This is a genomic window from Halobiforma nitratireducens JCM 10879 (assembly GCF_000337895.1).
Taxonomy (GTDB): domain Archaea; phylum Halobacteriota; class Halobacteria; order Halobacteriales; family Natrialbaceae; genus Natronobacterium; species Natronobacterium nitratireducens.
The window spans coordinates 1-24297 of the sequence record NZ_AOMA01000122.1; the positions used below are offsets into that span (position 1 = coordinate 1).

22 protein-coding genes, 1 tRNA gene and 1 pseudogene are annotated in these 24297 nt (G+C 65.2%); 10 read left to right on the forward strand and 14 right to left on the reverse strand.

Translation table 11 applies throughout. The annotated features are described in order from the left end of the window. Positions 1–72: 72 nt before the first annotated feature. A tRNA-Thr gene (locus C446_RS11820) sits at positions 73–146 on the reverse strand. 66 nt (positions 147–212) lie between these two features. Further along, positions 213–1208 carry a class I SAM-dependent methyltransferase gene (locus C446_RS11825; RefSeq protein ID WP_006673342.1) on the reverse strand — a complete coding sequence of 332 codons (996 nt, stop codon included), beginning with the start codon at positions 1206–1208 and terminating at the stop codon, positions 213–215. 126 nt (positions 1209–1334) lie between these two features. Here C446_RS11825 and C446_RS11830 point away from each other — a divergent pair, with 126 nt between their 5' ends. Next, a complete protein-coding gene (locus C446_RS11830; protein ID WP_006673343.1) occupies positions 1335–1787 on the forward strand; it encodes a Rieske (2Fe-2S) protein in 453 nt (150 codons plus the stop codon). Between the two features lie 614 nt (positions 1788–2401). On the opposite strand, the pseudogene C446_RS11835 reads toward C446_RS11830, so the two are convergent. The 6 genes and pseudogenes from C446_RS11835 to C446_RS20035 all read right to left on the reverse strand — a co-directional run bounded on the left by C446_RS11835 (position 2402) and on the right by C446_RS20035 (position 9147). Continuing rightward, a pseudogene (locus tag C446_RS11835) lies at positions 2402–4371 on the reverse strand (heavy metal translocating P-type ATPase). Between the two features lie 242 nt (positions 4372–4613). After that, positions 4614–5450, reverse strand: coding sequence for a DUF7260 family protein (locus tag C446_RS11840; RefSeq protein WP_006673344.1), 837 nt, complete (start codon positions 5448–5450; stop codon positions 4614–4616). 54 nt (positions 5451–5504) lie between these two features. After that, on the reverse strand, positions 5505–6587 hold the full coding sequence (locus C446_RS11845; protein ID WP_006673345.1) for a metal ABC transporter permease: 1083 nt from the start codon (positions 6585–6587) through the stop codon (positions 5505–5507). Positions 6588–6589: 2 nt separating this feature from the next. Then, positions 6590–7342, reverse strand: coding sequence for a metal ABC transporter ATP-binding protein (locus C446_RS11850; RefSeq protein WP_006673346.1), 753 nt, complete (start codon positions 7340–7342; stop codon positions 6590–6592). A 63-nt stretch (positions 7343–7405) separates the two neighbouring features. Then, complete coding sequence (locus tag C446_RS11855; protein ID WP_049920191.1) at positions 7406–8404, reverse strand: metal ABC transporter substrate-binding protein; 999 nt, start codon at positions 8402–8404, stop codon at positions 7406–7408. A 374-nt stretch (positions 8405–8778) separates the two neighbouring features. After that, complete coding sequence (locus C446_RS20035) at positions 8779–9147, reverse strand: hypothetical protein (protein WP_006673348.1); 369 nt, start codon at positions 9145–9147, stop codon at positions 8779–8781. 161 nt (positions 9148–9308) lie between these two features. Here C446_RS20035 and C446_RS11865 point away from each other — a divergent pair, with 161 nt between their 5' ends. After that, on the forward strand, positions 9309–9758 hold the full coding sequence (locus C446_RS11865) for an OsmC family protein (RefSeq protein ID WP_049920192.1): 450 nt from the start codon (positions 9309–9311) through the stop codon (positions 9756–9758). 74 nt (positions 9759–9832) lie between these two features. On the opposite strand, the gene mutS is transcribed toward C446_RS11865, so the two are convergent. Beyond that, positions 9833–12502 (reverse strand): DNA mismatch repair protein MutS, encoded by a 2670-nt coding sequence (gene mutS / locus C446_RS11870; RefSeq protein WP_006673350.1) that lies wholly within the window; start codon positions 12500–12502, stop codon positions 9833–9835. 107 nt (positions 12503–12609) lie between these two features. Here mutS and C446_RS11875 point away from each other — a divergent pair, with 107 nt between their 5' ends. Together C446_RS11875 and C446_RS11880 are read left to right on the forward strand one after the other, a co-directional pair. Beyond that, complete coding sequence (locus C446_RS11875) at positions 12610–13461, forward strand: universal stress protein (RefSeq protein ID WP_006673351.1); 852 nt, start codon at positions 12610–12612, stop codon at positions 13459–13461. Between the two features lie 98 nt (positions 13462–13559). After that, entirely contained in the window at positions 13560–14087 is a 528-nt protein-coding gene (locus tag C446_RS11880) for a hypothetical protein (RefSeq protein WP_006673352.1), read from the forward strand. A gap of 28 nt (positions 14088–14115) precedes the next feature. On the opposite strand, the gene C446_RS11885 is transcribed toward C446_RS11880, so the two are convergent. Genes C446_RS11885 through C446_RS11895 form a run of 3 tightly spaced genes read right to left on the reverse strand, consistent with a single transcriptional unit; the run spans position 14116 to position 16613 of the window. Next, the gene (locus C446_RS11885; RefSeq protein ID WP_006673353.1) at positions 14116–14811 is read right to left on the reverse strand and encodes a universal stress protein; all 696 of its coding nucleotides are present in this window, start codon (positions 14809–14811) and stop codon (positions 14116–14118) included. Continuing rightward, positions 14808–16226 (reverse strand): APC family permease, encoded by a 1419-nt coding sequence (locus C446_RS11890; protein WP_006673354.1) that lies wholly within the window; start codon positions 16224–16226, stop codon positions 14808–14810. Before C446_RS11890 ends, C446_RS11885 begins: the two co-directional genes overlap by 4 nt. 57 nt (positions 16227–16283) lie before the next feature. Further along, positions 16284–16613 carry a tRNA-binding protein gene (locus tag C446_RS11895; protein WP_006673355.1) on the reverse strand — a complete coding sequence of 110 codons (330 nt, stop codon included), beginning with the start codon at positions 16611–16613 and terminating at the stop codon, positions 16284–16286. Between the two features lie 158 nt (positions 16614–16771). Here C446_RS11895 and C446_RS11900 point away from each other — a divergent pair, with 158 nt between their 5' ends. Both C446_RS11900 and C446_RS11905 read left to right on the forward strand, forming a co-directional pair. Continuing rightward, positions 16772–17203, forward strand: coding sequence for a DUF2178 domain-containing protein (locus C446_RS11900; protein ID WP_006673356.1), 432 nt, complete (start codon positions 16772–16774; stop codon positions 17201–17203). A gap of 3 nt (positions 17204–17206) precedes the next feature. Continuing rightward, on the forward strand, positions 17207–17419 hold the full coding sequence (locus tag C446_RS11905; protein WP_006673357.1) for a helix-turn-helix transcriptional regulator: 213 nt from the start codon (positions 17207–17209) through the stop codon (positions 17417–17419). A 97-nt stretch (positions 17420–17516) separates the two neighbouring features. On the opposite strand, the gene thiD is transcribed toward C446_RS11905, so the two are convergent. Then, the gene (thiD, locus tag C446_RS11910) at positions 17517–18887 is read right to left on the reverse strand and encodes a bifunctional hydroxymethylpyrimidine kinase/phosphomethylpyrimidine kinase (RefSeq protein WP_006673358.1); all 1371 of its coding nucleotides are present in this window, start codon (positions 18885–18887) and stop codon (positions 17517–17519) included. A 234-nt stretch (positions 18888–19121) separates the two neighbouring features. On the opposite strand from thiD, the gene C446_RS11915 reads away from it, so the two are divergent. From C446_RS11915 to C446_RS11925, 3 genes are read left to right on the forward strand one after another with little or no spacing between them, the layout of a single operon-like run. Next, positions 19122–20954 (forward strand): NosD domain-containing protein, encoded by a 1833-nt coding sequence (locus C446_RS11915; protein ID WP_239639502.1) that lies wholly within the window; start codon positions 19122–19124, stop codon positions 20952–20954. Beyond that, positions 20951–21856: an ABC transporter ATP-binding protein gene (locus C446_RS11920; RefSeq protein WP_006673360.1), complete on the forward strand. Its 906-nt coding sequence runs from the start codon at positions 20951–20953 to the stop codon at positions 21854–21856. Before C446_RS11915 ends, C446_RS11920 begins: the two co-directional genes overlap by 4 nt. Further along, positions 21853–22737 carry an ABC transporter permease gene (locus C446_RS11925; protein WP_006673361.1) on the forward strand — a complete coding sequence of 295 codons (885 nt, stop codon included), beginning with the start codon at positions 21853–21855 and terminating at the stop codon, positions 22735–22737. Before C446_RS11920 ends, C446_RS11925 begins: the two co-directional genes overlap by 4 nt. A 124-nt stretch (positions 22738–22861) precedes the next feature. On the opposite strand, the gene C446_RS11930 is transcribed toward C446_RS11925, so the two are convergent. Beyond that, on the reverse strand, positions 22862–23479 hold the full coding sequence (locus C446_RS11930) for a nitrous oxide reductase accessory protein NosL (RefSeq protein ID WP_049920195.1): 618 nt from the start codon (positions 23477–23479) through the stop codon (positions 22862–22864). A 147-nt stretch (positions 23480–23626) separates the two neighbouring features. Between C446_RS11930 and C446_RS11935 the strand changes: the two genes are divergently transcribed. Further along, positions 23627–24295, forward strand: a complete 669-nt coding sequence (locus tag C446_RS11935; protein WP_006673363.1) for an SCO family protein — start codon at positions 23627–23629, stop codon at positions 24293–24295. Positions 24296–24297: the final 2 nt, after the last annotated feature.

Sequence of the window (24297 nt, forward strand, 5' to 3'; positions counted from 1 at the left end):
GGTTCAGGCCGCTTCGAGAAGTGTGACTACTAACACTGATACCAGCAGGCAAAGGCTCGAATTTGAAAAGGAAGCCGGTGGAGGGATTTGAACCCTCGACCTAATCCTTACGAAGGATTCGCTCTGCCAGTCTGAGCTACACCGGCGCGCACTCATTCGTAGGGTCGATACCAGCAATAAGGGTTGCGAATCGGATCGATCGTGCGACCGTGTTACGCGGTCCGATTCTTCCGCTCGAGTCGGACGTCCAGACAGACGTTCAGTTCGTGGGGTGCGTACGACCGAACCGTGTGACGAGTCTCGACGGTTACGTCGTACTCCGGCTCGGCTACCTCGCGGATCACTCGCTCGCCGGGGCCGAACGGATCGTCCTCGTGCTGGATGTCATAGTAGTGGAAGACACAGTCGTCACCGGCAACTTGGACTGCCGACTCGAGAAACTCGTCGGCGCTGTGTGGAAGGTTCATCACGACGCGGTCGGCCCAGTCCGCGTACTCGTCGGTCACCTCGCGTACGTCGTCGTTGATCGCAGTCACGCGATCTTCGACCCCGTTACGGCGGGCGTTCTCCTCGAGGTACTCGACTGCGTCAGGGTTGACGTCGACGCCGACGACCTCCGCCCCGCGTTTCGCGAACGGGACGACGAAGGGGCCGACGCCGGCGAACATGTCGAACGCGCGTTCGTCTTCGGTCACTTGTTGGCTCACGCGGTGGCGCTCCGTCGCGAGTCGTGGCGAGAAGTAGACCGCGGAGAGATCGAGCAGGAACTCACAGCCGTACTCGCGGTGGACGACTTCCGTGTCGTCGCCGGCCAGCAACTCCCAGTCCCGGACCCGTGTCTCGCCTTTGACCTTCGAGGCCTTGTTCAGCACCGTCTCGACCGGGAGGTCCGACTCGAGGATGGCGTTTGCGATCGTGTCGGCACGGTCGGAATCGTCTTCGTCGAGCAAGGCGGCGCTTCCCAGTCGCTCGTAGGAGGGGTCGAACTCGAGCAGGTCGGCGGGTGTGACCTGATCGTCACGTTCCGCGGCCCCGCGGACGACGATCTCGAGGTCGTCGGCGACGGCCTCGGGGTCGGTAACCGGAATATAGAGTGAGCCGTCCGCGACGGCGATCTCGTAGTCGTCGTCGATCAGGTCCGTCTCGGCGAGTTCGCGACGCGTCTCCTCGCCCTCCTTTCGGGGGACGCGGACGCACGGGACTTCCATACCCGTAGTCGCCGCCGGGGACTCCTAACGGTGACGTTTCGTCGGCTTTCCGTTCTCTCTCGAGTCGTCGACCGACCACGACGGACCGTCCGGAACGCTTTCCGACCTCGAGCGGGAGCCTGTAGTATGGGCGCTCGGATGCGACTCACGTCCGTCGAGACGGTCCGCGAGGAAGGCTCGTGGCTGTTCACAGTGCGGGACGGCAACGGCGACGACGAAGAAGTCTTTCTCGTTCCCTGCGACGAAGGAACTGGCAGCGAAAACGGAGACGACATCACTGTCGAGGCCTGGATCAATCGTTGTACACACGAGTCCCAGCGACTCGATACTGGACGGGGTGTGGCGATCAGGGATGGTGAGATCGTCTGCCCCCGCCACGGCTCGATGTTCGATGCGTGTTCGGGCGACTGCGACAACGGCCCTGCAGCCGACACGACACTTCCCGGAGTCGATACCGAGGTCGAGGATGGAACCGTCTATCTCACCGACGACGAGCGGGATTTCCTCCGACGGGGAGGCCTCGAGGACGACGAGGACGAAGACGACGGCCCGCAATCGACGTCACACATTTCGTTTTGACCGACGGGCGTCCGGGTGCGTCGTCGTTACGCGTTACTACGAGCTTCGTTCGTCGCGGAAGAGCAAGAGTACGACCGAGAGAGTGGACTGACCACGCCGCTCTCGATCAACCGCAGGAACTCACCTGGTAGCTACGGTTGCGCTCCGTCTCCGGAACGCATTTCGAACGACGCCGGGGAGATAGTTAAAAGTTGTTATGGCTAATTTCTGGATTAGCCGCGTCTAATTCATTGGGGTGAGAAAGTTCGACGTCTCGAGTAGGGGATATCGAGAGACACTGCCAGATCGTCGAAGCACTCGAGGCAGCGGGTGGGTCGCTCACGCACACGCTCACGTCGTCGAGACACTCCAGTCGGTCCCAACGGCATCTGCTGGGTATCGAAATCGTGTAGCGAGACGAAACCGTCGATGGCGTTTATCCGTCCGACGACCGCAGCCCAGGCACTCATTCGTGACTCCGCACACCACCGAACGGGGGCGGTCGCTTCCACCTGGCGTCGGCGTTCCACCGGGTTAACTGTCACTTAGACAATACCCCTGCCCGGCTCTGGACTGGACCACGACTTCGGGATGTGGGCTCGAAGGGACCCCGGTTACGAGTACTGCGGGCTGGCTCACGGCCCCTCGAAGCCGATCAGCCGCAGGCCGATCAGACAGACGAGCACCGTCGATCCTTCGTGGCCGATCACCGCGAGCGGAAGCGGAATTCCCGCGGTGAGGATCGCCCCGACCATGATCGCGATCGCGCCGAACGCGATGGCGAGGTTCACGAACAGAGTCTTACGCGTTTCCCGGCCGAGTGCGAGTGCATACGGCAACTTCTCGAGGTCGTCGGACATTAGCACGACCTCGGAGGTTTCGAGGGCGACGTCGGTCCCCGCACCGCCCATCCCGACGCTTACGTCCGCCGTGGCGAGCGCCGGAGCGTCGTTGACGCCGTCGCCGACCATCGCCACTGCCTCGTGGCGCTTTTGGAGGCGTTCGATCCGGTCGACTTTCTGCTCGGGCAGCAACTCCGCGTATACTTCGTCGATCCCGAGTTCCGCTGCGATCGATCGGGCAACGCGTTCGTTGTCGCCGGTCAGCATGACGATCTGCTCGACGCCGAGCTCGCGCAGGCGTTCGATCGTCTCGACGGCGGTCTCACGGATCGTATCGGTAAAGGCGAGCCAGCCCAGGACTTCGAGGTCGCCCCCATCCTCGCGGGCGACGAGCACGCTCGTCTTCCCGTCGTTCTCGAGCGATCGGACGGCCGCGAGACCGTCCTCGAGCCCCGCGATCGTCTCTCCGTCGGTCACCGTCTCGAAGTAGCGGGCGTTACCGATGTGGATCGTCCGTCCGTCGACTGTCGCGTGGACTCCTTTGCCGACGACGGCTTCGAAGCCACTCGCAGTGGCCGTCTCGAGTCCCCGCTCTTCGGCAGCCNAGCCTCGACGGTCGCCTCCGCCAAGTGGTGCTCCGAGCGGGACTGGACCGCCGCGGCGAGTGCGAGCAGTCGGTCGGCACCCTTGAGGCTCGCCCCGTCACGGGTCGTCACGTCGGTCAGTCGGGTGTTGCCCTCGGTGAGCGTGCCGGTCTTGTCGAAGGCGACGGCGTCGACGGTCGCGGTCCGCTCGACGTGTTCGCCGCCTTTGAACAGAACGCCCTGACGTGCACCGGCAGTGATCGCCGAGAGCACTGCGGCTGGCGTCGAGAGGATAACAGCACAGGGTGAGGCGGCGACCATGAGCGTCATCGCGCGGTAGAACGTGGAGTCGAACTCGTGACCGAGCGCCAGCGGAAATGCGATCGCGACCGCGGTAAAGGCGAAGACGCTCAAGACGTACGGCTGTTCCAACCGATCGATGAGCCGCTGGGTCGGGGCCTTCTCGCTTCGGGCCTCCTCGACCATGTGGATGAGCTTCGAGATGGCAGATTCCTCGGCCTCACGAGTCACTCGCACCTCGAGGCTTCCGGTCTCGTTGATGGTCCCGCCAAACACCTCGTCGCCGGGTGCTTTCGGGACGGGGACGGACTCGCCGGTCAACGAGGACTGATCGACCGTGGTCTCACCGGAGTCGACGACGCCGTCCAGCGGGATTCGATCGCCGGGACGGACGACGAACACCTCGCCGATCTCGACGTCATCGATGGGGACCGTCACTTCCTCTCCGTTACGGAGGAGTTGAGCGGATTCGGGACGCATCTGCATCAGCGAGCGGATCGCGTCTCTCGAGCGGCCGATGGCGTAGTGCTGTAACACGTTCGACAGCGAGAACAGAAAGAGAAGCATCGCTCCCTCGAAGGGTGCACCGATAGTCAGCGCGCCGAGTGCCGCGATGAGCATCAGCAGGTCGATTTCGACGGCTGGCTCCTGGAGGGCCTCGATGCTCTCTTTGAGCCCGTACCAGCCACCGAAGACGTAGGCTCCGATATAACAGGTCCAGACGAGCCACGACGGTCCGCCGAACCAGCTAGCGAGAAGTCCACCGATCATCCCGACGAAGGTGAGGACGACGAACGCTCCCTCCCGGCGGAGTGTCGATTGGTCCGGCGTTGTCTCGTCGCCGTCTACCGACTCTCCGCGAGGCTCCGAGCGACCCATTCTGGTCCCGAGTGCGTCGTCGACTCCCTCGGGACTCGAGGGCTGTTGCATGCCCACACCTATGCCCCTCCGCAAAATAAATATTGTCATCCAAAATAAATTTTTTAGGTCAGACTAAGGTTCCACGTATCTCAAAATACTGAGCCAAATCCGTGCTATCGAAGCTGGTTACCGACACCGACGCTTCGACCCGTCGGACGCACTCGATCTCGAGAAGGCCCGAAGATTCGCGGCGGGCGGACTCAGACGCGTCGGACTAGATGATCGCGAACGAGTCGCTGGCTATCGAGACAGCGCCGGGAGAGTGCAATGGCCGTCGCCAACACCGGATAGGAAACGGAAAGATCGCTGTACAGGAATTCGGCGAGGTCGTCCCTGGACAGTCGACCGACTCGCTGGTGTATTTGCGTCTGGCGCTTCCGACAGAGCCGACGACACCGCTCACGCTGTGTTTCCAGGTTCTCGTGTCGCTCGGCGAGTTCGTCGAAGCCCAACTCCAGCAGCGAAGCCGGGTCCATCGACGAAGTCGCTGCCGCAACCTGCTCGAGTTCGCCCGCTGTCGACTCGAGGGACTCGCGTTCCTGGGTCAGTGTCCGGGCCATGGTCTCGAGTTCCTCGCGTCGCTGCCGCGTCGCCGAGCGTATCGCTTGCTTTACTGGCGGAGTGAATCGACTGGCGGTCGACGGAGCGAGTGCGATCGCTATCTCGTCGCCGAATTCTGCCCGGATCGTCTCCAGCAGCGGCTCGGAGCCGTCGACGTCCTCGATACTGTAGGACCGGACCGTGTCGGCAAACAGCGCCCGAACCCGGCGACAGCGGTCGTTCAGCTCGGACCGTCGGTGAGAAATTGTCGTCACACCGCCGTCGGTCGCGTGTGCTCTCGCGGCCGGTTCCCGAACAGGCTCGATCTCCTCGATGGCATCTTCGAACTGCCCTACCGCGGCTAGTTTGTCTTCGACGTGGGTCTGTTCGGTCTCGAGGCAGTCGATAGCTGCCGGGAGATGCCATTTCGTCTCGATGCGTCCGGAGCCGCGGCGCGTCGCCGTCAGCGGTCGGTCAGTGCGATCGTGTCTATTCATTGGGGAGTGTCGTGAACTGTAGTCGGTGGCGATGAGCCGTCTCGAGAGTGAAAGCTACCAGATCGGCTTTCCGAGTACCGACCAGATGTAGAGGACGATCGCGACGATGATGATCATCGCACCAGTCGCAACGTTCCAGTAATACGAGAGGAAGATCCCACCGAAGACTGCGACCTGTCCGAGGACCACGGAGAGGACGAGCCCGCGATTGAAGCCGGTCGTCAGCTGCATCGCCGCGGCGACGGGGATAACGAGCATTCCGGCGACCAGAATCGCTCCGAGGACCTGCATCGCCGCGACGACGACGAGCGCCGTCAGTACGATCAGCAATGTATCGTAGAACCAGACGTTGATTCGGGCGAGCCGCGCAGCTTCCCGATCGAACGTAATAAACAGGAGCTGTTTGTGGGTCAGTGCGACCATCGCCGCGACGATCGTCGTGAGCGCGACCATGAGCTGGACGTTCTCGAAAGGCACGAAGAGGATGTCCCCGAACAGGTAGCTTTCGACGGTCGCGCTGAAGACGACACCGTAGGAGATCACGGCGATCCCGACCGCGAAACCACCAGTGAGCATGATCGCGATCGGAATGTCGGCGTAGCCGTCGGTTGTAACGGCGATGTACTGCATTCCCAGGGCGGCGATAGCTGCAGTGACGAGGGCGAACAAGAGTGGATAATCGAACCGTGGCACGGCCGCACCGACGAACAGCCCGATCGCGACGCCGCCGAACGCCGTGTGTGCAAGCGCCTCACCGATCAGCGCCATCTGCCGGTTGACGAGGTAGGTGCCGACGATCGGTGCGGTGATCCCGATGAGAACCCCGGCGGTGAATCCCCGCTGGAGGAAGCCACTACAGACGAGCCACGACCCGACTGCGCCACACGTCGCCCCCCAGAACGCTTCGTACAGCTCCGGAAAGCCGACAGTCACGAACGACCACTCTCGCGGCACCGGAACCTCGAGCGACCAGCCGCCAAGCGAGAGTTCGAACAGCGTTGGCCACGCACCGGGGGCGAGTGCCGGGAGCCACCCGAGGATGAAGAGCCCGGAGGCAACCATCACGGCGGCGAGAGCACCCACGACCGTGTACTCCTCTCGGAAACCGTAGCTCGAGCCGACGTGTTCGGTCGCCACGGTCAATCACCCGCAGCGAGCCCGGCAGAGCTGACGACGCGGGCCGAACTGAACGCCTGCTCGAGGGCATCGCTCTCGAGAAACCGGTCCGTCTCGCAGTGTTCGTACAGTTCACAGTCGAGACAGGCCATCGTGCTCGCGTGCTCGGCGACGGTGCCGATGTCGTGTTCGATCAGGACGATCGTGATTCCCTGATCGTTGAGCTCGTCCAAGAGAGCGTAGAAGGCGTCGACAGAGTCGGCATCGACGCCGACGGTCGGTTCGTCGAGCGCAAGCAGGTCGGCTTCGGAGGCCAGTGCCCGAGCGATGTACGCTCGCTGTCGCTGCCCACCCGACAGGCGGTTGATCCGTCGGTCAGCGAGGTCGGTGATCTCGACTTCCTCGAGTGCGTCGTCGACGATCTCCCGATCCTCGTCGGTCAGTCGTCGACTGCCGGCGTGTGGATACCGACCCATCGTCACGACCTCCCGAACGGTGACCGGCATCATCGTCTCGGCCTCGGTCGATTGCTGTGAGACGTACCCGAGGCGGGTCCCTTCGGAGAACTCCGCTGCTGGCGTCCCGAACAGTTCGACGCGGCCGGAATCGGGCGTCTGCAGACCGAGCATGATCTTCAACAGCGTCGTCTTTCCCGAGCCGTTCGGTCCGATCAGTCCGACGAAGTCGCCTTCGTCGACCGACATAGTTACGTCCCGCAACACCGGTTGGCCGTCGTATGCGAAGGTAACGTCTTCGACGTTGATTGCACGAGTCATTGTGTGTTGATTTGTTGAACAGTAAATTTCCCTGGCTACCCAGATGTTTTGAATAGGCTACTGCTACTCTGCCTTGAGCGCTGTCTCGAGTGTCGGCAGATTGATCTCACGGAAGTGCTCGACGTACCCCCAGTCGGGCTCCATCTCGACGGTTGGATCGACCTCCGGACTCCCATCGATCTGGGTTTCGATCGGTGACAACGGCAGGATGTCGGCGTCGACCTCGTTGGCGAGCGAGTCAGCGAGCGGGGCTGGTTCACCGACATCGTAACAGACGTGTTCGATCCCGAGGTCCTCGATCAACTCTTCGACTTCCTCGACGTCGGCTGCCGAGGCGGCGTCGTCGGGCGACGTGCCGACCGGTGAGTGAATGTTGATATCGTAGCGACGGTTCCACCACTGGAAGGAGTCGTGGGTGGCGACGACGATGTCCTCGAGTTCCGCCCGGTCGACGATGTCGTGGATATCGTCGTTGAGTTGCTCCAGTTCGTTGTTGAACGCTTCGGCGTTTGCCTCGTAGTCGTCGGCGTTGTTGGGGTCGATCTCGGCGAGGCCATCGGCGACGTTCAGAACACCTTCCTGGCACGCGATCGGGTCCATCCAGAAGTGTTCGTCGTCGTCCTCCGCCGGGCTATCGAAGAACTCGATTCCGTCGGTCGCTTCGATCACGACGACGTCGTCGCGTTCCGCGAGTTGGTCTGCGGCGTCGTCCTGCCAGGCCGCGAAGTCACGGAGGTAGACGAAGCCGGCTGCGATGTCGAGTTCCTCGACCATCCCCGGTTCTGGGGTCCAGTCGTGGCCGTGCTCGCCGACCGGAACGAGGTCGATTGCCTCCATGTGTTCGCCAGCGACCTGGCGGACGAAGTCCCAGACAGCAGGCATCGACGCGAAGATCGTGTACTCCGCATCACCGTTGCCAGTAGCACTGCCGTTATCGTCGCTGTCATCGTCCTGTGGATCGTCGCCGAGACAGCCGGCCAACCCCGCAGCAAGCGTTCCCCCGGTGAGTGCGGTAAAGCTTCGTCGCGATACGACACGTGAACTGCTTTCGTCAGACCTCATTGAATACTTGTGTGAGTTGACTTCACTTGAGGTTTTTGTATCTAAATTATGAATTAGCCTAGTCTAAACATCGTGCGTCAATGCGATACCACTCGAGCACCGTCACGCCGTGTGTCCGTGTGGAGTTCCCACCAGTCGCCCGAGCTACCGGTATCCGAGACTGGGCGATTTCGTGCACAGTCAGTGGCGTAGCCATCGTCCGTCGGCGATCCGTTCGGCCAGGTTGTCGCTATGGGGTTCGACCGATCGAAATCTTACTGATACCGTTTACCAATCAGGGGCGGCAGAATCCGGCTATCAACCGCTCGCATGGTGGAAGTGATGACTGATATGGCCCAGACACAGCGATTCGAGGTGGCGGCGACGAGCGAGAGTCACGCGAAGACCACGGTCTCGGCGCGCGACTTCGAGTTCGTCGTCGACGAATCGCTCGAGAGCGGCGGCACCGCGAGTACGGGTTCGATCTCGAGTCGATCGATATCTATCTCGAGATCGACCTGAACCCCGCGAAATTCCTGGGCAACGGCGACGCGGACCGTGCCGGCTACCAGCGAATCGACGCGACCGTCGACGTCGAGGCTGACGCGGCCGACGAGCCCCTCACGGGGTGGCTCGCCGAGGTCGAAAAACGCTGTCCCGTCGGCGACAACATCGAGAACGAGACGCCGACGACGTTGTCGCTTGCCACCTGACGTGGGTCGTCTGCTCCGGCCTCGGCCCGCCGTCGTTTCTGGGCACGTCATCACGGAGCCGTTCCGCTGTCCGATCTCGCATCGACGCTCCTCCCGAATGTATGCGTTTATCTCGGTATTGTTTTACAGTAGCATGCTATTGGCTTAACCAGTGAACATATGTTTCTGTTTCGGCCGAAACACTCGAATACTTGAGGGGCGAAATGCAAAGCATGACGGATCAATCGCAAACACAACGGTTCAGCGTCTCGGCGACTGGCGAAAGTGCAACGAAAACAGCAGTCACCGCGCGAGACTTCGAGTTCGTCGTCGACGAGCCGGCATCCCTCGGCGGAACGGACGACGGTCCGAATCCCGTGGAGTATCTCCTGGGCTCACTGGCGGGCTGTCTCAACGTCGTCGCTCACGTCGTCGCCGACGAGTACGACTTCGAACTGCGCGACGTCGAGATCGACCTCGAGGGTGAGCTCGACCCGGCCAAATTCATGGGGAAACGCGACGACGTTCGTGCCGGTTACCAGGAGGTCACTGCGACGATCTCGGTCGACGCAGACGCGGACGACGAGACCCTCACGGAGTGGCTCGCCGAGGTCGAAAAGCGCTGTCCCGTCAGCGACAACGTTCAGAACGAAACCCCGCTTTCCGTCACCCTCGAGGACTGATCTGCGGGACTGGGCTCCAGCGTCGGGTATCGTTCGCGAAGTACCCTGAAGAGGTAATTTTCGCTCGGTGCGTGTCACTCGCTTTCGAGTCGCTCCTGCCACTCCTGTACCTTCGAGAGCAACTCGACCGGGGTAGTCTCGGCGACATCGACCGATTCGATGTCCTCGATGACCGTCCGCGTCTCGGTGTCGAGCGTCTCTGTGTCGCCGTCCGGGTCACCGCCGTCCGCACTCGCCTCCCCACGGAACTGGCCACTCGAGAGGTCGAACACCGTCTGGACCGGATCGCTCGAGCCGCCGCCCTTGGCCTCGATGGCCTTCTCCTCGCGCAGCCGCGCGAGGACCCCTCTCGCCCGGTCGACGACGGGATCGGGAACGCCGGCCAGGTCGGCGACGTGAATCCCGTAGGATCGGTCCGTGGGGCCGTCACGAACCGTCCGAAGGAAGGTGACGTCGCCGTCCTGTTCGTCGGCGGCGACGTGGACGTTCGCGACGCGGGGGAGTTCCTCGGCGAGCCCGGTCAACTCGTGGTAGTGGGTCGCAAACAGCGTCTTCGCCCGGACCTCGTTGTGCAGGTACTCCGTTGCGGCCCAGGCGATCGAGATGCCGTCGTAGGTCGCGGTGCCACGGCCCACTTCGTCGAGGATGACCAGCGACTCCTCGGTCGCGGTATGGAGGATGTTCGAGAGTTCGCTCATCTCGACCATGAACGTCGACCGACCCTGTGCCAACTCGTCCAGCGCACCGACGCGGGTGAAGATGCCGTCGACCAGCCCGATCTCGGCGTCGTTGGCGGGAACGAAACTGCCGATCTGGGCCAGCAGGACGATACACGCGACCTGGCGCATGTACGTCGACTTCCCGGACATGTTGGGACCGGTTACGACGAGAAAGCCTCGATCCTCGTCCATCGCGACGTCGTTCGGGACGAACTCCGTCGTCTGCTCGACGACCGGATGTCGTCCCTGGTCGATCTCGAGGCGATCATCACGATGCAGTTCCGGCTGCACCCAGCGGTTCTCGGCGGCGTGGGTCGCCAGACTCGCCAGCGCGTCGACAGTCGCGAGTGCCCGCCCGACGTCCTGTAACAGCTCCGCACGGTCGGCGACCGTCTCGCGTAACTCCTCGAAGAGGTCGTACTCGAGGTCGCCGCGTTGCTCCTCGAGTCGCAGGATTTCGCGTTCTTTCTCCTCGAGTTCCTCGGTCGTGAACCGCTTCGAGTTTTTCAGCGTCTTGATCTCCTCGTAGTGGTCCGGGACGCCGTCGGCGGCGGACTTGCCGACCTGGATGTAGTAGCCGTCGGTCTTGTTCCGGTCGACGGTGACGTGTGAGAGTCCGTGTGCGGACTTCTCGCGGTCGGCGAGAGTCTCGAGCCACTCCTCGACGGCCTCGTGGCGTTCGATCACTTCGTCGAGTTCGGGGTCGTATCCCGTCCGGAAGAGCCCACCCTGGGTGACCGTCGACGGCGGCTCTTCGGCCAGCGCGTCCGCGAGCGTCTCCCGGAGGTCGGCCGCGGCCTCGCGGTCCGGTCGGGCGACGATCTCGGAAAGCGGCGACTCGGCCAGTTCGGGAGTCGACTCGATCGTCTCCGCGAGTGCGGGCAACACGGCGAGCGTGTCCCGCACCGACAGCAGGTCGCGGGCGTCTGCACTCCCGTGGGTCGCCTTCGAAGCCAGGCGAGCCAGGTCGTAGGCCTCGCCCAGTCGGTCCTGGAGTTCGTCGCGAGCGAGTGCAGCCGACGAGAGGGCGGCGACCGACTCCTGGCGGCGCTCGAGGACCTCGAGCGACCGTCGTGGTCGCTGGAGCCACTCTTTCAGGAGGCGGCCGCCGGCGCTCGTTTCGGTGTGGTCGATCGTCCGGAACAGCGACCCCTCGCTGTCGCCTTGCATCGTCTCGGTCAACTCGAGGTTGCGCTGGGTGGTCGCGTCCAGCGTGACGTGGTCGTCGCCGTGGTGGGCCTGGATGCGCGTCATCGAGGCCAACACACCCGCGCCGGTCTCCTCGACGTAGTCGAGTACGGCACCGGCAGCCGCGATCGCGGCGTCGTCGACCGAGAGTCGATCGGTTGTCTCGGAACCGAACTGATCGCGAACCCCGTGGGCGGCCCGCTTGGGCGCGAACGCCTCCGTCTCGTGGAGGGTGAGCGTGGCATCGATCCGCTCGCGGACGGTATGGAGGAGGTCGTCGTCGGTCCGTGCGTCGGGCCCGGGCAACACCTCGACGGGGTCGAATCGGTACAGTTCGGTCAGCGCCTCGTCGGCGTCGTCGGCCGTCGCGACGAGAAAGCGGCCAGTGGTGACGTCGGCGAACGCGAGCCCGTAATCGTCGCTTCCCGAGGCCGTCCCGTTCCCGTTCCCGTTCGTGTCCGTGCCGGCGACCACCGCCGCCAGATACTGTGCGTCGGCGTCGCTGGTCTCGAGCAGAGTACCCGGCGTCACCACGCGGACGATCTCGCGGGCGTGTCCGGAGTCGGTCTCGTACTGGTCGGCGACGGCGACCCGGTAGCCACGCTCGACCAGGGCCTTGAGATACGGCGTCAGGTCGTCGACCGGGACGCCGGCCATCGGGTACGACGAGCCGTGTGAGGACTTCTGGGACACCTTCAGGTCGAGTTCGGCCGCGACGGTCTCGGCGTCCTCGGCGAAAAACTCGTAGAAGTCGCCACATTGCATCGCGAGCAGCTCCGCATCGGTCTCTTCTTTCAGCGAGAAGAACTCACCGACGATCCCCGTCGCCTCTGTCATACGCGAGGCGTGGCGTTCCACCGCAAAAACCCTGCGGGATCCGCGGCGAACGTGGCCGTTCCTGTCGGGGTACTATTACGCCGGACGTGGTAGTCGACCGGAACACGATGGCCGCCTCTCGAGATCACCGCGTGCTCGTCCCCGTCGACGTCCTCGGCGGCGAAGGCGTCCCACAGTCGGTCGTCGACGCGTTCGCGTCGGTCCCGATCACGCTGCTTGCCTACCGGACGATCCCGGACCAGATCGGCACTGACCAGGCGCGCGACCAGTACGGCGACCGAGTCCGGGCCGAACTCGAGGCGCTTCGAGCAGTCTTCGAGGATGCCGGCTGCGAGGACGTTTCGACTCGGCTCGTGTTCACCCACGATCGGCTGCAGACGTTCGAACGCGTCGCACTCGCCGAAGACTGTGACGCCGTGTTACTGCTCAACCCCGCCGCGAAACTCGAGTCCGTGCTCGTCGCCGTCCGCAGTGACGTCAACCTCGAGTACATCGCCGGATTCCTCGGAACGCTGGTGGCGGGCACCGACCTCGAGGTGACGTTCTTCCGGGTGGTCGCGGACGAAAGCGACCGAGAGGATGCGACGGACCTCCTCGAAACGGCCGCAGCGGAACTCACAGCCACGGGCGTCGACCGCGACCGGATCGCCGTCTCGGTCGTCGTCGACGGCTCGCCGACCCGGGAAATCCTCAGGGCCGCTGACGACCACGACCTGTTGGTCGTCGGCGAGAGTCGACCGTCGATCCGTCGGTTTATCTTCCGGGACCGAGCGAAGACGCTGGCGAGAGGGACGGTCGATCCGGTCGTCGTGATCCGTGGAGAGTACCTCGAGCACGGCACGGACGACGCGGCCGACGCCGTCGATCTCGACGGCGATTCCGGCTCACACGACACACGCAACGCCGAACGGAGCGACGGTTCGACAACCGAGGAAACGGGTGACGACGAACCTCGATGACTCGAGTCTGACTGTCGGCTCCGAATCACCAGAGTCACCGTGTGTGGTTCGTCGGACAGTTCGACGCTATTATGTGCTGTTTATGAGATGAAACGGCCATGTTCGGTCTCCTTTCGAGTCTCATCGCGTCCGCACTGGTCGTGCTGGGCGTGATTTTCGTCCACGAGTGCGGACACTACGCGGCCGGCCGGTGGGTCGTCGGCGTCCCCGCGTCGGACATCAGGATCGTGATGGGAGACGTACCACAGCACGTCGCGCTCCGTGATGGGGACGAATGGATCAGCCCGGAGCAGTTCGACCGCTACGAGAAGCGATATCGAGAGTACGATCCCGACTACCGACACCTCGAGTTGTACGTCGGTGCCGGTGAACTCGTCCAGACCGTCGGCGTCGTCAGCGTTGCGGCGGTGCTTCTCTGGGCCGGGTTCGACGGTGCAGCCGCGTCAGTAATCGTGATATCGCTCCTGATGACCGGCTTCTACCTCGTCTTCGACGTGGTCACCACCGTATACAGCGGCCATCCAGCAGGGGACTACTCGGCGCTCTGGATGGCGTCGCCGCCGGCCGCGGTGGCAGTTCTGGCGGGGTTCCTGCTCCCCCACGTCGGGCTCTATCTCTGGATTTGATCCGGGTCGCCTCGCTCGAGGGGCCGGATCAGTCATCGTCCTCGAGACGTCTGACCACCAGCACCGGCCCGACCGACCCGGCGGCGACGCGTTCGGCTTCCTCGCCGAAAACGAGCGTCCGTAGCGACGGCGCTCGCTCGCCCATGACGATGGCGTCGTGGTCGGCGGCCGCGTTCACGAGCGCCTCGAGCGGCGGCTCGTCGACCGCGAGTTCGGTCCGAACGTGGAGCCCCTCGTCGAAGAGAGTCACGGCAGTCGCCTCGAGCAGTTGCTCACCGGCGCGTTCGTCGTCGGTTGCCAGAAACAGCGTGACACTGATATCGCGGTCGCCGATCAGGTCGGTGACGAACGAGCGAATCCTGTCGACGGCGACGTCGCCGGTCAGCGCCACGAGCAGGCGATCGACCGGCCCCGTCGCGCCCGGGATGGCGTAGACGTCCGCTCCCGTCGCGTCGGCGACCCGGTCGAACGTCTGTTTTCGATTGTGCGTGAAGACCAGCCGGTAGTCCGCGGTGCCGTCCGCAGCCCCGAACTCCGTCGCGAGGTCCTCGAGCGCGGCGGTCGCGCGGTCCTCGTACTGCAGCCGTGCCTGGTCGGGCGGCGTCTGCTCGGGCAGGACGTGATAGCCCAGCACGGTCACGTCCATCGGCTTGAGCAGGTCGGCGAGCCCGGCCGACACCGATTCTCCCTCGAGTATCGCCAGTGGAACGAGTATGCGTGTCATAGTTTGCCTTTGAGGTCGACGTCGCGGGCGTAGTAGAAATACCAGACGGTAGTCAGGATCATGATCCCGACACCGATGAGCTGCGAGGTCCAGTCCATGAACAGGATCAGCGCGAAACTACAGACCGCACCCAGTGCTGGGACGACGGGGTAGCCCGGCACCCGGAAGTCGGGATCGTACCACTCGGGTTCGTCGCGACGCAGGGCGATCAGCGCGACGCAGATCAGCCCGTACATGACCAGATGGAGGAAGGAGGCGACCTCCGCGAGCAGTTCGACCTTCCCGGTCGCGGTCAACACGAGGATCGGGCCGCCGGCCATCCCGAGTGCGACGTGTGGCGTGCCGTACCGGAGGTTGATCCGGCTCGCCTCCTGTGGTAGGAGGGCGTCCCTCGAGACGGCGTAAATCGAGCGGGACGTGCTCAGAACGGAGGCGTTCGCGCTGGACATCGTCGCCAGCAGGCCGCCGAAGACGATCGCGACGGCTCCGACGGGGCCGAGATAGTGGCGACCGACCTCGACCATCGCCGTCTCACCGAGGTCGCCAAGGGTCTCGCTCCCGAGTCCGCTCGTCGCGACGAAGATCGTCACCACGTAGAGGACGCCGACGACGAGTACCGAGCCGACCATCGCCAGCGGCAGGTTCCGGCCGGGGTTTTTCATTTCGCCGGCGACGGTCGCGACCTGTGCGAAGCCGAGATACGAGGTGAACACGAGCGCGGCGGTCGTGAACACGGGGAAGATCCCAGCGGGCGCGAACTGCTCCGGCACGCTCGGTTCGCCCACGACCCCGGCCGCGTCGAGCCCGCCGTAGGTAAGGAAGACGACCAGGATCGAGAGCAACAGCGCGACGATCCCGTTCTGGAGTTTCGCCGCGTTCTCGGTTCCGGTCACGTTGAGGACGGTGAACCCGGCACCGAACAGCAGGGCGATCGGGATGACCAATTCCTCGCCGACCGCGATGCCGAGTTCGGCCAGCGTATCGACCGCGTAGAAGCCGAAGCCGACGAGGTAAAACGCCGTCGCGAAGACCAACCCGAACCACAGCGAGAGGCCGACGACGGTCCCCGCGAGGGTTCCCAGCCCACGCGAGATGAAGTAGTAGCCACCGCCACTCTTCGGCATCGCCGTCGCGAGTTCCGAGGCCGGCAGCGCGACCAGCAAGGCGACGACGGCTCCGATGGCGAACGACGCCGACGCCGCGGGTCCGGCCTGCTCCGCCGCCAGCCCCGGAAAGACGAAGATACCCGCGCCGATCATCGTTCCGATGCCGATCGCGAGCCCGCCCGTCAGTCCGAGCGTCCGCTCGAGTTCGGCATCGTCGGTGAGCGTCGCCTCGTCGGTCTCGACTGTCGGCTCGATCCGCGGCGACTCTCCTTCGACGTTCGTGCCACCACCCGGCGACCCAGTGCCCATACGATATCGTGATTCCGATCGAACGTATAACTTTCCTGTTGGGTCCGCCGGTGTCGATCAGAACAGCAGGCCCCCAAGCGGGACCTCCTCGTCCGGCTCGACCAGTACGGGGAACTCCTCCTCGTCGGGGACGCCGACGGTCAGCGCCTCGGACTCGAAACCGGCGATCCGTACTTCCCCCAGATTCGTCGCACACAAGACCTGTCGTCCCTCGAGTGCCGCGGGCTCGTAGTGGTGATCGAGTTGGGCCGCGGACTGGACCTCGCCGAGGTCCTCGCCGAGGTCGATCCACAGCTTCGTCATCTTCGGCTTCCGGGCTTCGGTGAACGATTCGGCCGCGAGCACTTCGCCGACGCGGACCTCGACATCGAACGGGTTCTCAACCATGGCTCGAGGTAACGTCTCTCCCCCAGTTGAGCGTTCGGTTTCCGGCACCCGAGGGCAGGGGATCGAAGCCACTCGAGCCGGCACCGATCTCCGAGCGTGAGAGTCGAGCTGCCGTCAAAAACATTTAAGTAGGTGTAAAGTGTGCTTTACTGTAAAGCATGTTTGACAGCGTGCGTCCGACTCTCGATCGGCTCGGTGGACGGAAGCAAGCGTACGAACGACTGGTCTGGGGCCTGACTCTCGTCGGCTGTCTCGGCCTGTTTGCGGGGATCGTGGTCGACGAGCGTCTCGTCGGGACCGTCGTCTATCTCGTGGCGGTCTGGATAGTGATGGGAGTCACGTTCGGCTATCCGTACGCCACCGACGAGACGATCCTCGACGAACGCGATACTCGGCTCCACAACCGCGCCAGCGGCCTGACGATCGGTATCGTCGCCATGGCGACGCTCAGTACCGTTCCGGCCCTGTACGTACTCGACGCCGGCGGCTACCTGACGATCGGGGCGACGCTGTGGGGAGCTATCTACGCGGTCTCGGCGCTCGCGTTCCTCTACGGAGCCTGTTATACGATCGTCAGCCGGCGGAACTGATCCATGAAAAACGAGGTGACCGAACGTCGCGAGGCGGCCGGACAGAGCCAGGGAGAACTCGCCGAAAGCGTCGGGGTAACCCGACAGACGATCAACGCGATCGAACGCGAACGGTACGATCCCTCACTCGAGTTGGCGTTCAAGCTCGCCGAACACTTCGACTGCCGGATCGAGGACCTGTTCGATCCGGAGCTGGATCACGAGTCGTCCGAGTGAGCGTACACACCAGTCGACTCGGAGGGATTGCCGTCCCGACTTCCCGGTGCAGCCGGCGGCCGGGTCACAGTTGCGCCGGAACCGACAGTAACCCGTCTCAGCTCTCCTCGAGCGCGGCGTTCAGCGAGCCGAGTCGCTCCGCGAGCGTCTCGGCGTCGCGGGCGACGACCTTCGTCATCGGTTCTTTGCCCACGTCGCCACGATCGACGACGGCGACGGGTGGCTCCTCACGGTCGGCGAAGACCTGGCGTGCTCCCCAGCCCATCGTCTCGCCGTCCGTCTCCGAAACGGCCGCGGGCTCGTCCGCGCGGTCGTACTCTCCGACCGTCCAGTCGAGTTCCTCGAGGGCGTCTGCCACGTCGGGAGCGAACCGACAGTTGGCCGCGAATCGCAACGCTGGGGCGAACTCGCGGGCCGACAGCAGGAACCGGGCGACGTGACTCGATGCCCCGAACCGGACGCCTCGAGTGGGCTGGACACCCGACAGGGTCCTGGCGAGCCGGCCCTCGACGGCGGCCGTCTCGTCGACGGTCTCCGCGAATGGGGTCGCGCCGACGACGTTCGTCCCGACTTCCGGGACGAGCGCCGACGCGTCGGCCTCTACGAGCTGTTGGACGACGGCCTCGACCGCCTCGGCAGTCGGCTCCCGGGCAGCCCGGTTCCGCAGGTCGACGGCGTGGTTGACCGTGCCGGCACCCTCGCCGACGTCGTAGTGGTACCGGACCGCACGGGCCAGGAAGTCGGTCGCGCCGCCGACGGCGTCCTCGAGGTCGCGGTCGGCGTCGACCGCCAGACGGGCGGCGATCGCGGCCGCAAGCGCACAGCCGGAGCCGTGGGTCGCCTCGGTGCCGACGCGTGGGTGTTCGAACGCCGTTTCTCCGTCCGCGGTCACGAGTACGTCCCGAACCGTCTCGCCGGGGACGTGCCCGCCCTTGATCAGCGCCGCGTCGACGCCGAGTTCGAGTAGGGCCTCGCCGGCCTCCCGGGCACTTTCCCGGTCGACGACCTCGATACCGGTCAACACCGTCGCTTCGTCTGCGTTGGGCGTCGCGACGGTCGCCTCCGCGAGCAGCCGCTCGTAGGCGGCTTCGGCGTCGGGCTCGAGCAGTCGGTCGCCGGTCGTCGCGACCATGACGGGGTCGACGACCAGCGGGAACGAGAAGGAACCGGCACGATCGGCGACGGTCTCGACGATCTCCGTCGTCGCGAGCATGCCGGTTTTGGCGGCACCGACGGCGAAGTCGTCGGTGACGGCGTCGATCTGGGCTGTGACCGTGTCCGGAGGAAGCGGGAACGAGGATTCGACTCCGCGGGTGTGCTGGGCGGTGACCGCCGTGATCGCCGACGTCCCGAAGACGCCGTGGGCTGTCATCGTCGCGAGATCGGCCTGAATCCCGGCCCCACCGCCGGAGTCGCTGCCCGCGATCGTCAGTGCGACGGGTCGAGTGTCGGGTGCTGGCGTTCGCATAGTGTAGTGTATTCTCGGGTTATACTAATCGATGATGGTCCCCTGCCTACGGGCGTTCGATTCCCGCACCAAACGCTATACGTAGACACCGGCTCTACGACGACTGTGAAGCGCCAGTGGGCTCTCGTGGCCGTGAGCATCGTCCTCGTCGTTGCGGTGGCTGCGGTCGGTCTCTTCGTGGTCGATGCCGACTCGACCGAGCCCGAGCCTGCGGTCTTCGACGAGACCGTCTCGATGGGGCTCGCCCTGGAAGACGAGCGGGCCCTCGAGGAGGAGGTCACTCTCCCGAAGGCACAGGTGTTCTACTCCCAGTACGAGTACGTCGTCGGCTACTACGGCGTCGAGACTTTCGTCGACGCCCAGCGGTCGCCGGGACACACCCAACGGTTCGGCTACCCGCTGACGATCTACGTCACCGACTACTCCTCGACCGGCGTCGACCTGACCGCCGAAGGCCACCCGACCGTCGAGACGGAGCCGGCGTGGCACACTGCCGAGAACGCCTGGTACGTCTCCGGGAGCGACGCCGCCGCGCCCGGCGGCGAGACGGTCGTCCCCTTTTCCACTCGTGCGGACGCCGAGGCGTTCGCCGAGGACCACGACGGCACAGTGCTGACGTGGGACGCTCTCCTCGAGGCCGAGTTCGAGACCGACGAGCCAGCAGCGGTCCGGGACCGCGTCGACGGCCAGCACCGCGACGCGGATCGCCGGGTCGACGCTGTCGCTGCCCTCCGAGAGCGGCCGGTCTCGACCGTCGTCGGTGAGGATGCCGACACCATCCAGGCGGCTATCGACGACGCTCCACGGAACACGACCGTCCTGGTCCCCGACGGCGAGTACGAAGAGCGCCTCGAGATCGATCGGCCGCTGACTCTCGCCGGCGAAGGGACCGTCACGATCGACGGTGGCGGGAACGGGACGGTGATCACTGCGACCGCCGATCGGACCGCGATCGTCGGCCTCGAGGTGGTCGGTTCCGGCTCCGAGCGACTAGGGACGGGGGAACTCCCCGGCGACGACGACCCCGACGGCGACGAGGACGAGGCGTGGGACGAGCGGTTCGAAGGGAACTACGCCGGCGGCGACGCCGGCATCGGCCTCCACACCGCTCCCGGCTCGCTGGTCGAAGACGTCACGGTCGACTCCGCGGCCAGCGGTATCGTCCTCCGGCGCAGCGGCGACTCGATCGTCCGAAACGTGACAGTCCACAGCCCGGAGAACCCGGAGGACGGCCACGCCGGAATCCTCTCGTTTCGATCGCCGTTCGTCCTCGAGGAGTCGACGGTGACCGACGGTCGGGACGCCGTCTACACGCACCGTTCCCACGGCTCCGTCGTCAGGGACAATCGTCTCGAGGGGAACCGGCTGGGGATTCATCTAATGCACACCTCCGATTCGTTGCTCGCGGACAACCGCCTCCGTAACCAGTCGAACACGGGGATCTACATTATGACTGGACCAGAGCGAAACGCGGTCGTCGACAACGAGATTCGCAACGTCGGCGACTTCGCCCTGTTCCCGAGCGGGAGCGCCTCCTACGTCGCGGACAATCTCCTCGCAGACAGCCGCGTCGGCCTGCGGGTCGACGCGACGGACACGCTCTACGAGCGCAACCTCCTCGCCGGCAACGATATCGGCGCACAGACGCGCGCGATGTTACCCACGAACCAGGTCGTCGCGAACGACTTCGTCGACAACGGGGTCCACGCGACGGCCGGTACCGGTCCGCTCCGGCTCTGGAGCGAGGGCGGAACGGGCAACTACTGGCAGGGGACGACGACGCTCCCCGGCGAGGACGGCCCCGGCGGAACCCTCGATCGCGCCTACTCGCCGACGGCACCCGTCGACCAGCGACTCCACCGCGTCGACGGCACCCCGACTCTGTCGCGTGCGCCGGGACTCGAGGCGCTTGCGGGACTGCAGGGAACTGTCCCCGGGATGCGGACCGGCAGCATCGTCGACCTGGAACCGACCTGTGAACCGAACAACCCGGACCTGCTCGCGGACACCGAGTGGGAAGACCGGGCCTGGTCCTGCGGCGGGCCGAACCCGAACGATCGGCCATGACCGGGGACACCGACTCGAACGGCGAGGACCGGGAGAGGAATCGACCGTCCTCGAGGACTGACTCGAGTATGAGCACGAACACGAACACGACCACCGGACCGACCACGGACGCCGAACAGGAACCGAACGAAACCGAGACGGCACGACCGGACGACGTGCCGGACCGACCACCCGTCCTCGAAGCCGACGATGTCGACCACTCCTACGGTCCGGTTTCGGTCCTCGAGAACGTCTCTACGACCGTCGATGCCGGTGCCGTCACGGCGCTGATCGGCCCGAACGGCTCCGGAAAGACGACCCTGCTGCGGACTCTCGCGGGCCTGCTCGAGCCGACCGGCGGGTCGGTCACGTACCGGGGCGACGACGCCGCCCGGCGGATCGGCTACCTCCCACAACAGCCCGCGTTCCGGCCCGGGTTCACCGTGCTCGAGACCGTGCGCTTTTACTCGTCGCTGGTCGGGGCCGACGAGCCCGACACCGCCGCCGTCGACCGACTCGAGACCGTCGGCCTCGCGGACGCCGCGGACCGGCCCGTCGAGGCGCTGTCGGGAGGGATGACGCGGCTGGTCGGGATCGCTCAGGCGACGATCGGCGACCCCCCGGTCGTCGTCCTCGACGAGCCCGCGAGCGGCCTCGATCCCGGAATGAGCAACCACGTCTTCGAGATCGCCGCGGAACTCGCCGCCGAGGGGACGGCCGTCCTGTTGAGCTCTCACGATCTGTCGCTGGTCGACCGAACCGCCGACGCGGTCGCACTGCTGGACGACGGCCGGATCGTCCGCCAGGGGCCGCCGGCGTCGATGCGGGCCGATCTCGAGGTCGACTCGCTGCGTGCGGTCTACGAGCAGTCGGTCGCCGCCGACGCGGGGACCGTCCGGGTACAGGGGGTGACCGACGAATGAGCAGCCACGCCGAGACCGAGGCCGAGACCGAGACCGACGGCGAGGCCGCGTCGTCTCACCTTCGTACGCCCGGGACCACACGTCTCCTGGGGACGATCGTCGGCCGCGAACTCAGAACCGTCGCCCGGACGCATACGTTTTACCTGCTTGCGGCCGCATTCGCGGCTGTCGTCCTCGGAATTACCTGGATCGGCGGGGGCTACACCGCTGGCTACCTCCCGACGGCCGTCGACCTCCTGACGCCCCTCGAGTTGCTCGTCCCGATCGTCGCGGTCGCCTTCGGCTACCGGGCGATCCTCGCCGACGACCAGCGCGGCGAGATCGAGGTCCTCGAGACGTATCCGGTTTCGCCGCGGGAGATCGTCCTCGGCGTCTACGCGGGCCGAGCCGCCGGCCTCGCACTCGCCGTTGCGATCCCGCTTGCCGTCGCCGCCATCGCGATCGCCGTCACTGGCGACGACGCCGTCGCGATCTACGCGACCCACGCAGGGGCCGACTCCCCGGTGCTTTTCGCCCGGTTTCTCGTCCTGACGGTTCTGTTCGCACTCGTCGTGCTCGCGGTCGCGATCGCGATCTCGTCGCTCGTCAGCGCCACTCGCAGCGCGCTGGGGCTGTCCGTGGTCGCGCTCGTCGCGTTGCTCGTCGGGTTCGACCTCGCGATCGTCTACGGGCTCGCGGAGGGGCTGATCGGCGATGCTACCCTCCTGCACTCGCTCGCGATCAGCCCGCTGAGCGCCTACCGGGGACTCGTTCTCGAGACGACGGTCGTCGTCGCGGCCGGCACGGGGCCGCAGGTGGCGTCGCCGCTGGCGAGCCTGGCCGGGCTGGTCGCGTGGATGGTCGGCTCGCTCGCGGTCGCAGTCTGGGGCGTCCGGCGGTAGGGGTCCGCTCGAGACCGGATCGACGAACCATCGGATCGCGTGCGTTCCCCAGACCGACAGCCGGGCTCCTCGCTCCGAGGTGACGACAGCAGTAACCGGTCTTGGGATCGGCGAAACGCAGTCATCAGACCGTCAGCGACCGGACCAGCTCGGCGGTCACGTCCTCGTGGTCGTAGCGGTCGCCGCCGTACTCGGCCTGGAACGCCTCGGCTTCGTCGGCGTCGCTGAACCCGATCATCGACGGCCCCATCGCTCCCTGAACGTCGCTGTCGACGACCATCGTGAGGTCCTCGACGACGGCGAAGCTGTCGGCCGCGAGGTGGCTGCTGATCTCCTCGATGTCGTCGTCGAGTTCGACGTCGTAGTCGACGGTCGAGTAGTCGGTCAGGTACGTTGCAGTGGGGTCGTGACCGGCGTTCTCCTGCTCGAAGGTGTGCACGTAGGTGCAGGTCGAACTACAGAACTGCGCCGGCCGATCCTCCTCGAGGACGTCCTCGGGGTCGTCGTAGTGTGTCTGTCCGACCGGGCCCGGATGCTGCCCGATCTGCATCGTACACTGGTCACAGGCCAGGTCGCCGTCGACCGTGATGGGGTCGGGTACGTCGCCGTCCTCGCCGAGACAGCCGGCAAGCGCCGCGACGCCGACGCCGGCCGCACCGACCAGTACCGTGCGACGGTGGAGTTTCCCTTCCGATCCGCCAGCGGCTCCGTCTTCCTTTCTCACGGGCGTCTGCTGGTTCATACCGCGGATGTACGCTTCCACGGATAAGTCGAATCTGGTACAGTCGCCGAATCCCGACCCCCTTTCCCGGAGAAAGTGCGGGTGTTCGGGCCCTCTTCGACGGCTGCACCAGACGCTACTTGCCGATCCGATCGTTAGGCGTTCGTAATGCATCGCCGCCACGCGTTGACTCTCGGAGCGACGGCCGGGTTGACGACCGTCGCCGGCTGCCTGACCGGTATGTTAGACGATTCGGCCGACAACGCCGTCCTCGAGCCCCCCGAAGCGGGCGTCCCGAGCGGGGTCTCGTACCCAACCTACGGCGACCCGTTCCCGACGTTCGAGCTCGAGGACCCGCTCGCCGAGACGACCGTCGACGTGGACGCACTCGAGGACGCACTCGTCGCGACTGCCTTTTTCGCGTCCTGCCCGGCCGAGTGTATTCCACTGATGGACTCGATCGCACAGGTCCAGCGAAACGCCGGCGAGCGCGGCCTCGCCGACGGGACCCGGTTCCTCGCGGTGACGTTCGACCCCGAACGCGACACCGCCGACGCGCTTCGGGACCACGCTGACATGCTCGACATCGACTACGAAGCGGACAACTGGCACTACCTCCGGCCGGATGGTCCCGAAGCGGCTACGGCGGTCGTCGACGACGAACTGGGCGTTCCGTTCGAGCGTGAGGAACTCGGTGACGACTACGAGTTTATCCACATCGCGGTCACGTTCCTCGTCAACCCCGACGGCTACGTCGAGCGCGCCTACCGTGGGGAAGACCCCGATTCGAATCGGATCACCGACGATCTCGAGCGGCTGCTCGACGGCCTCGAGTGAGC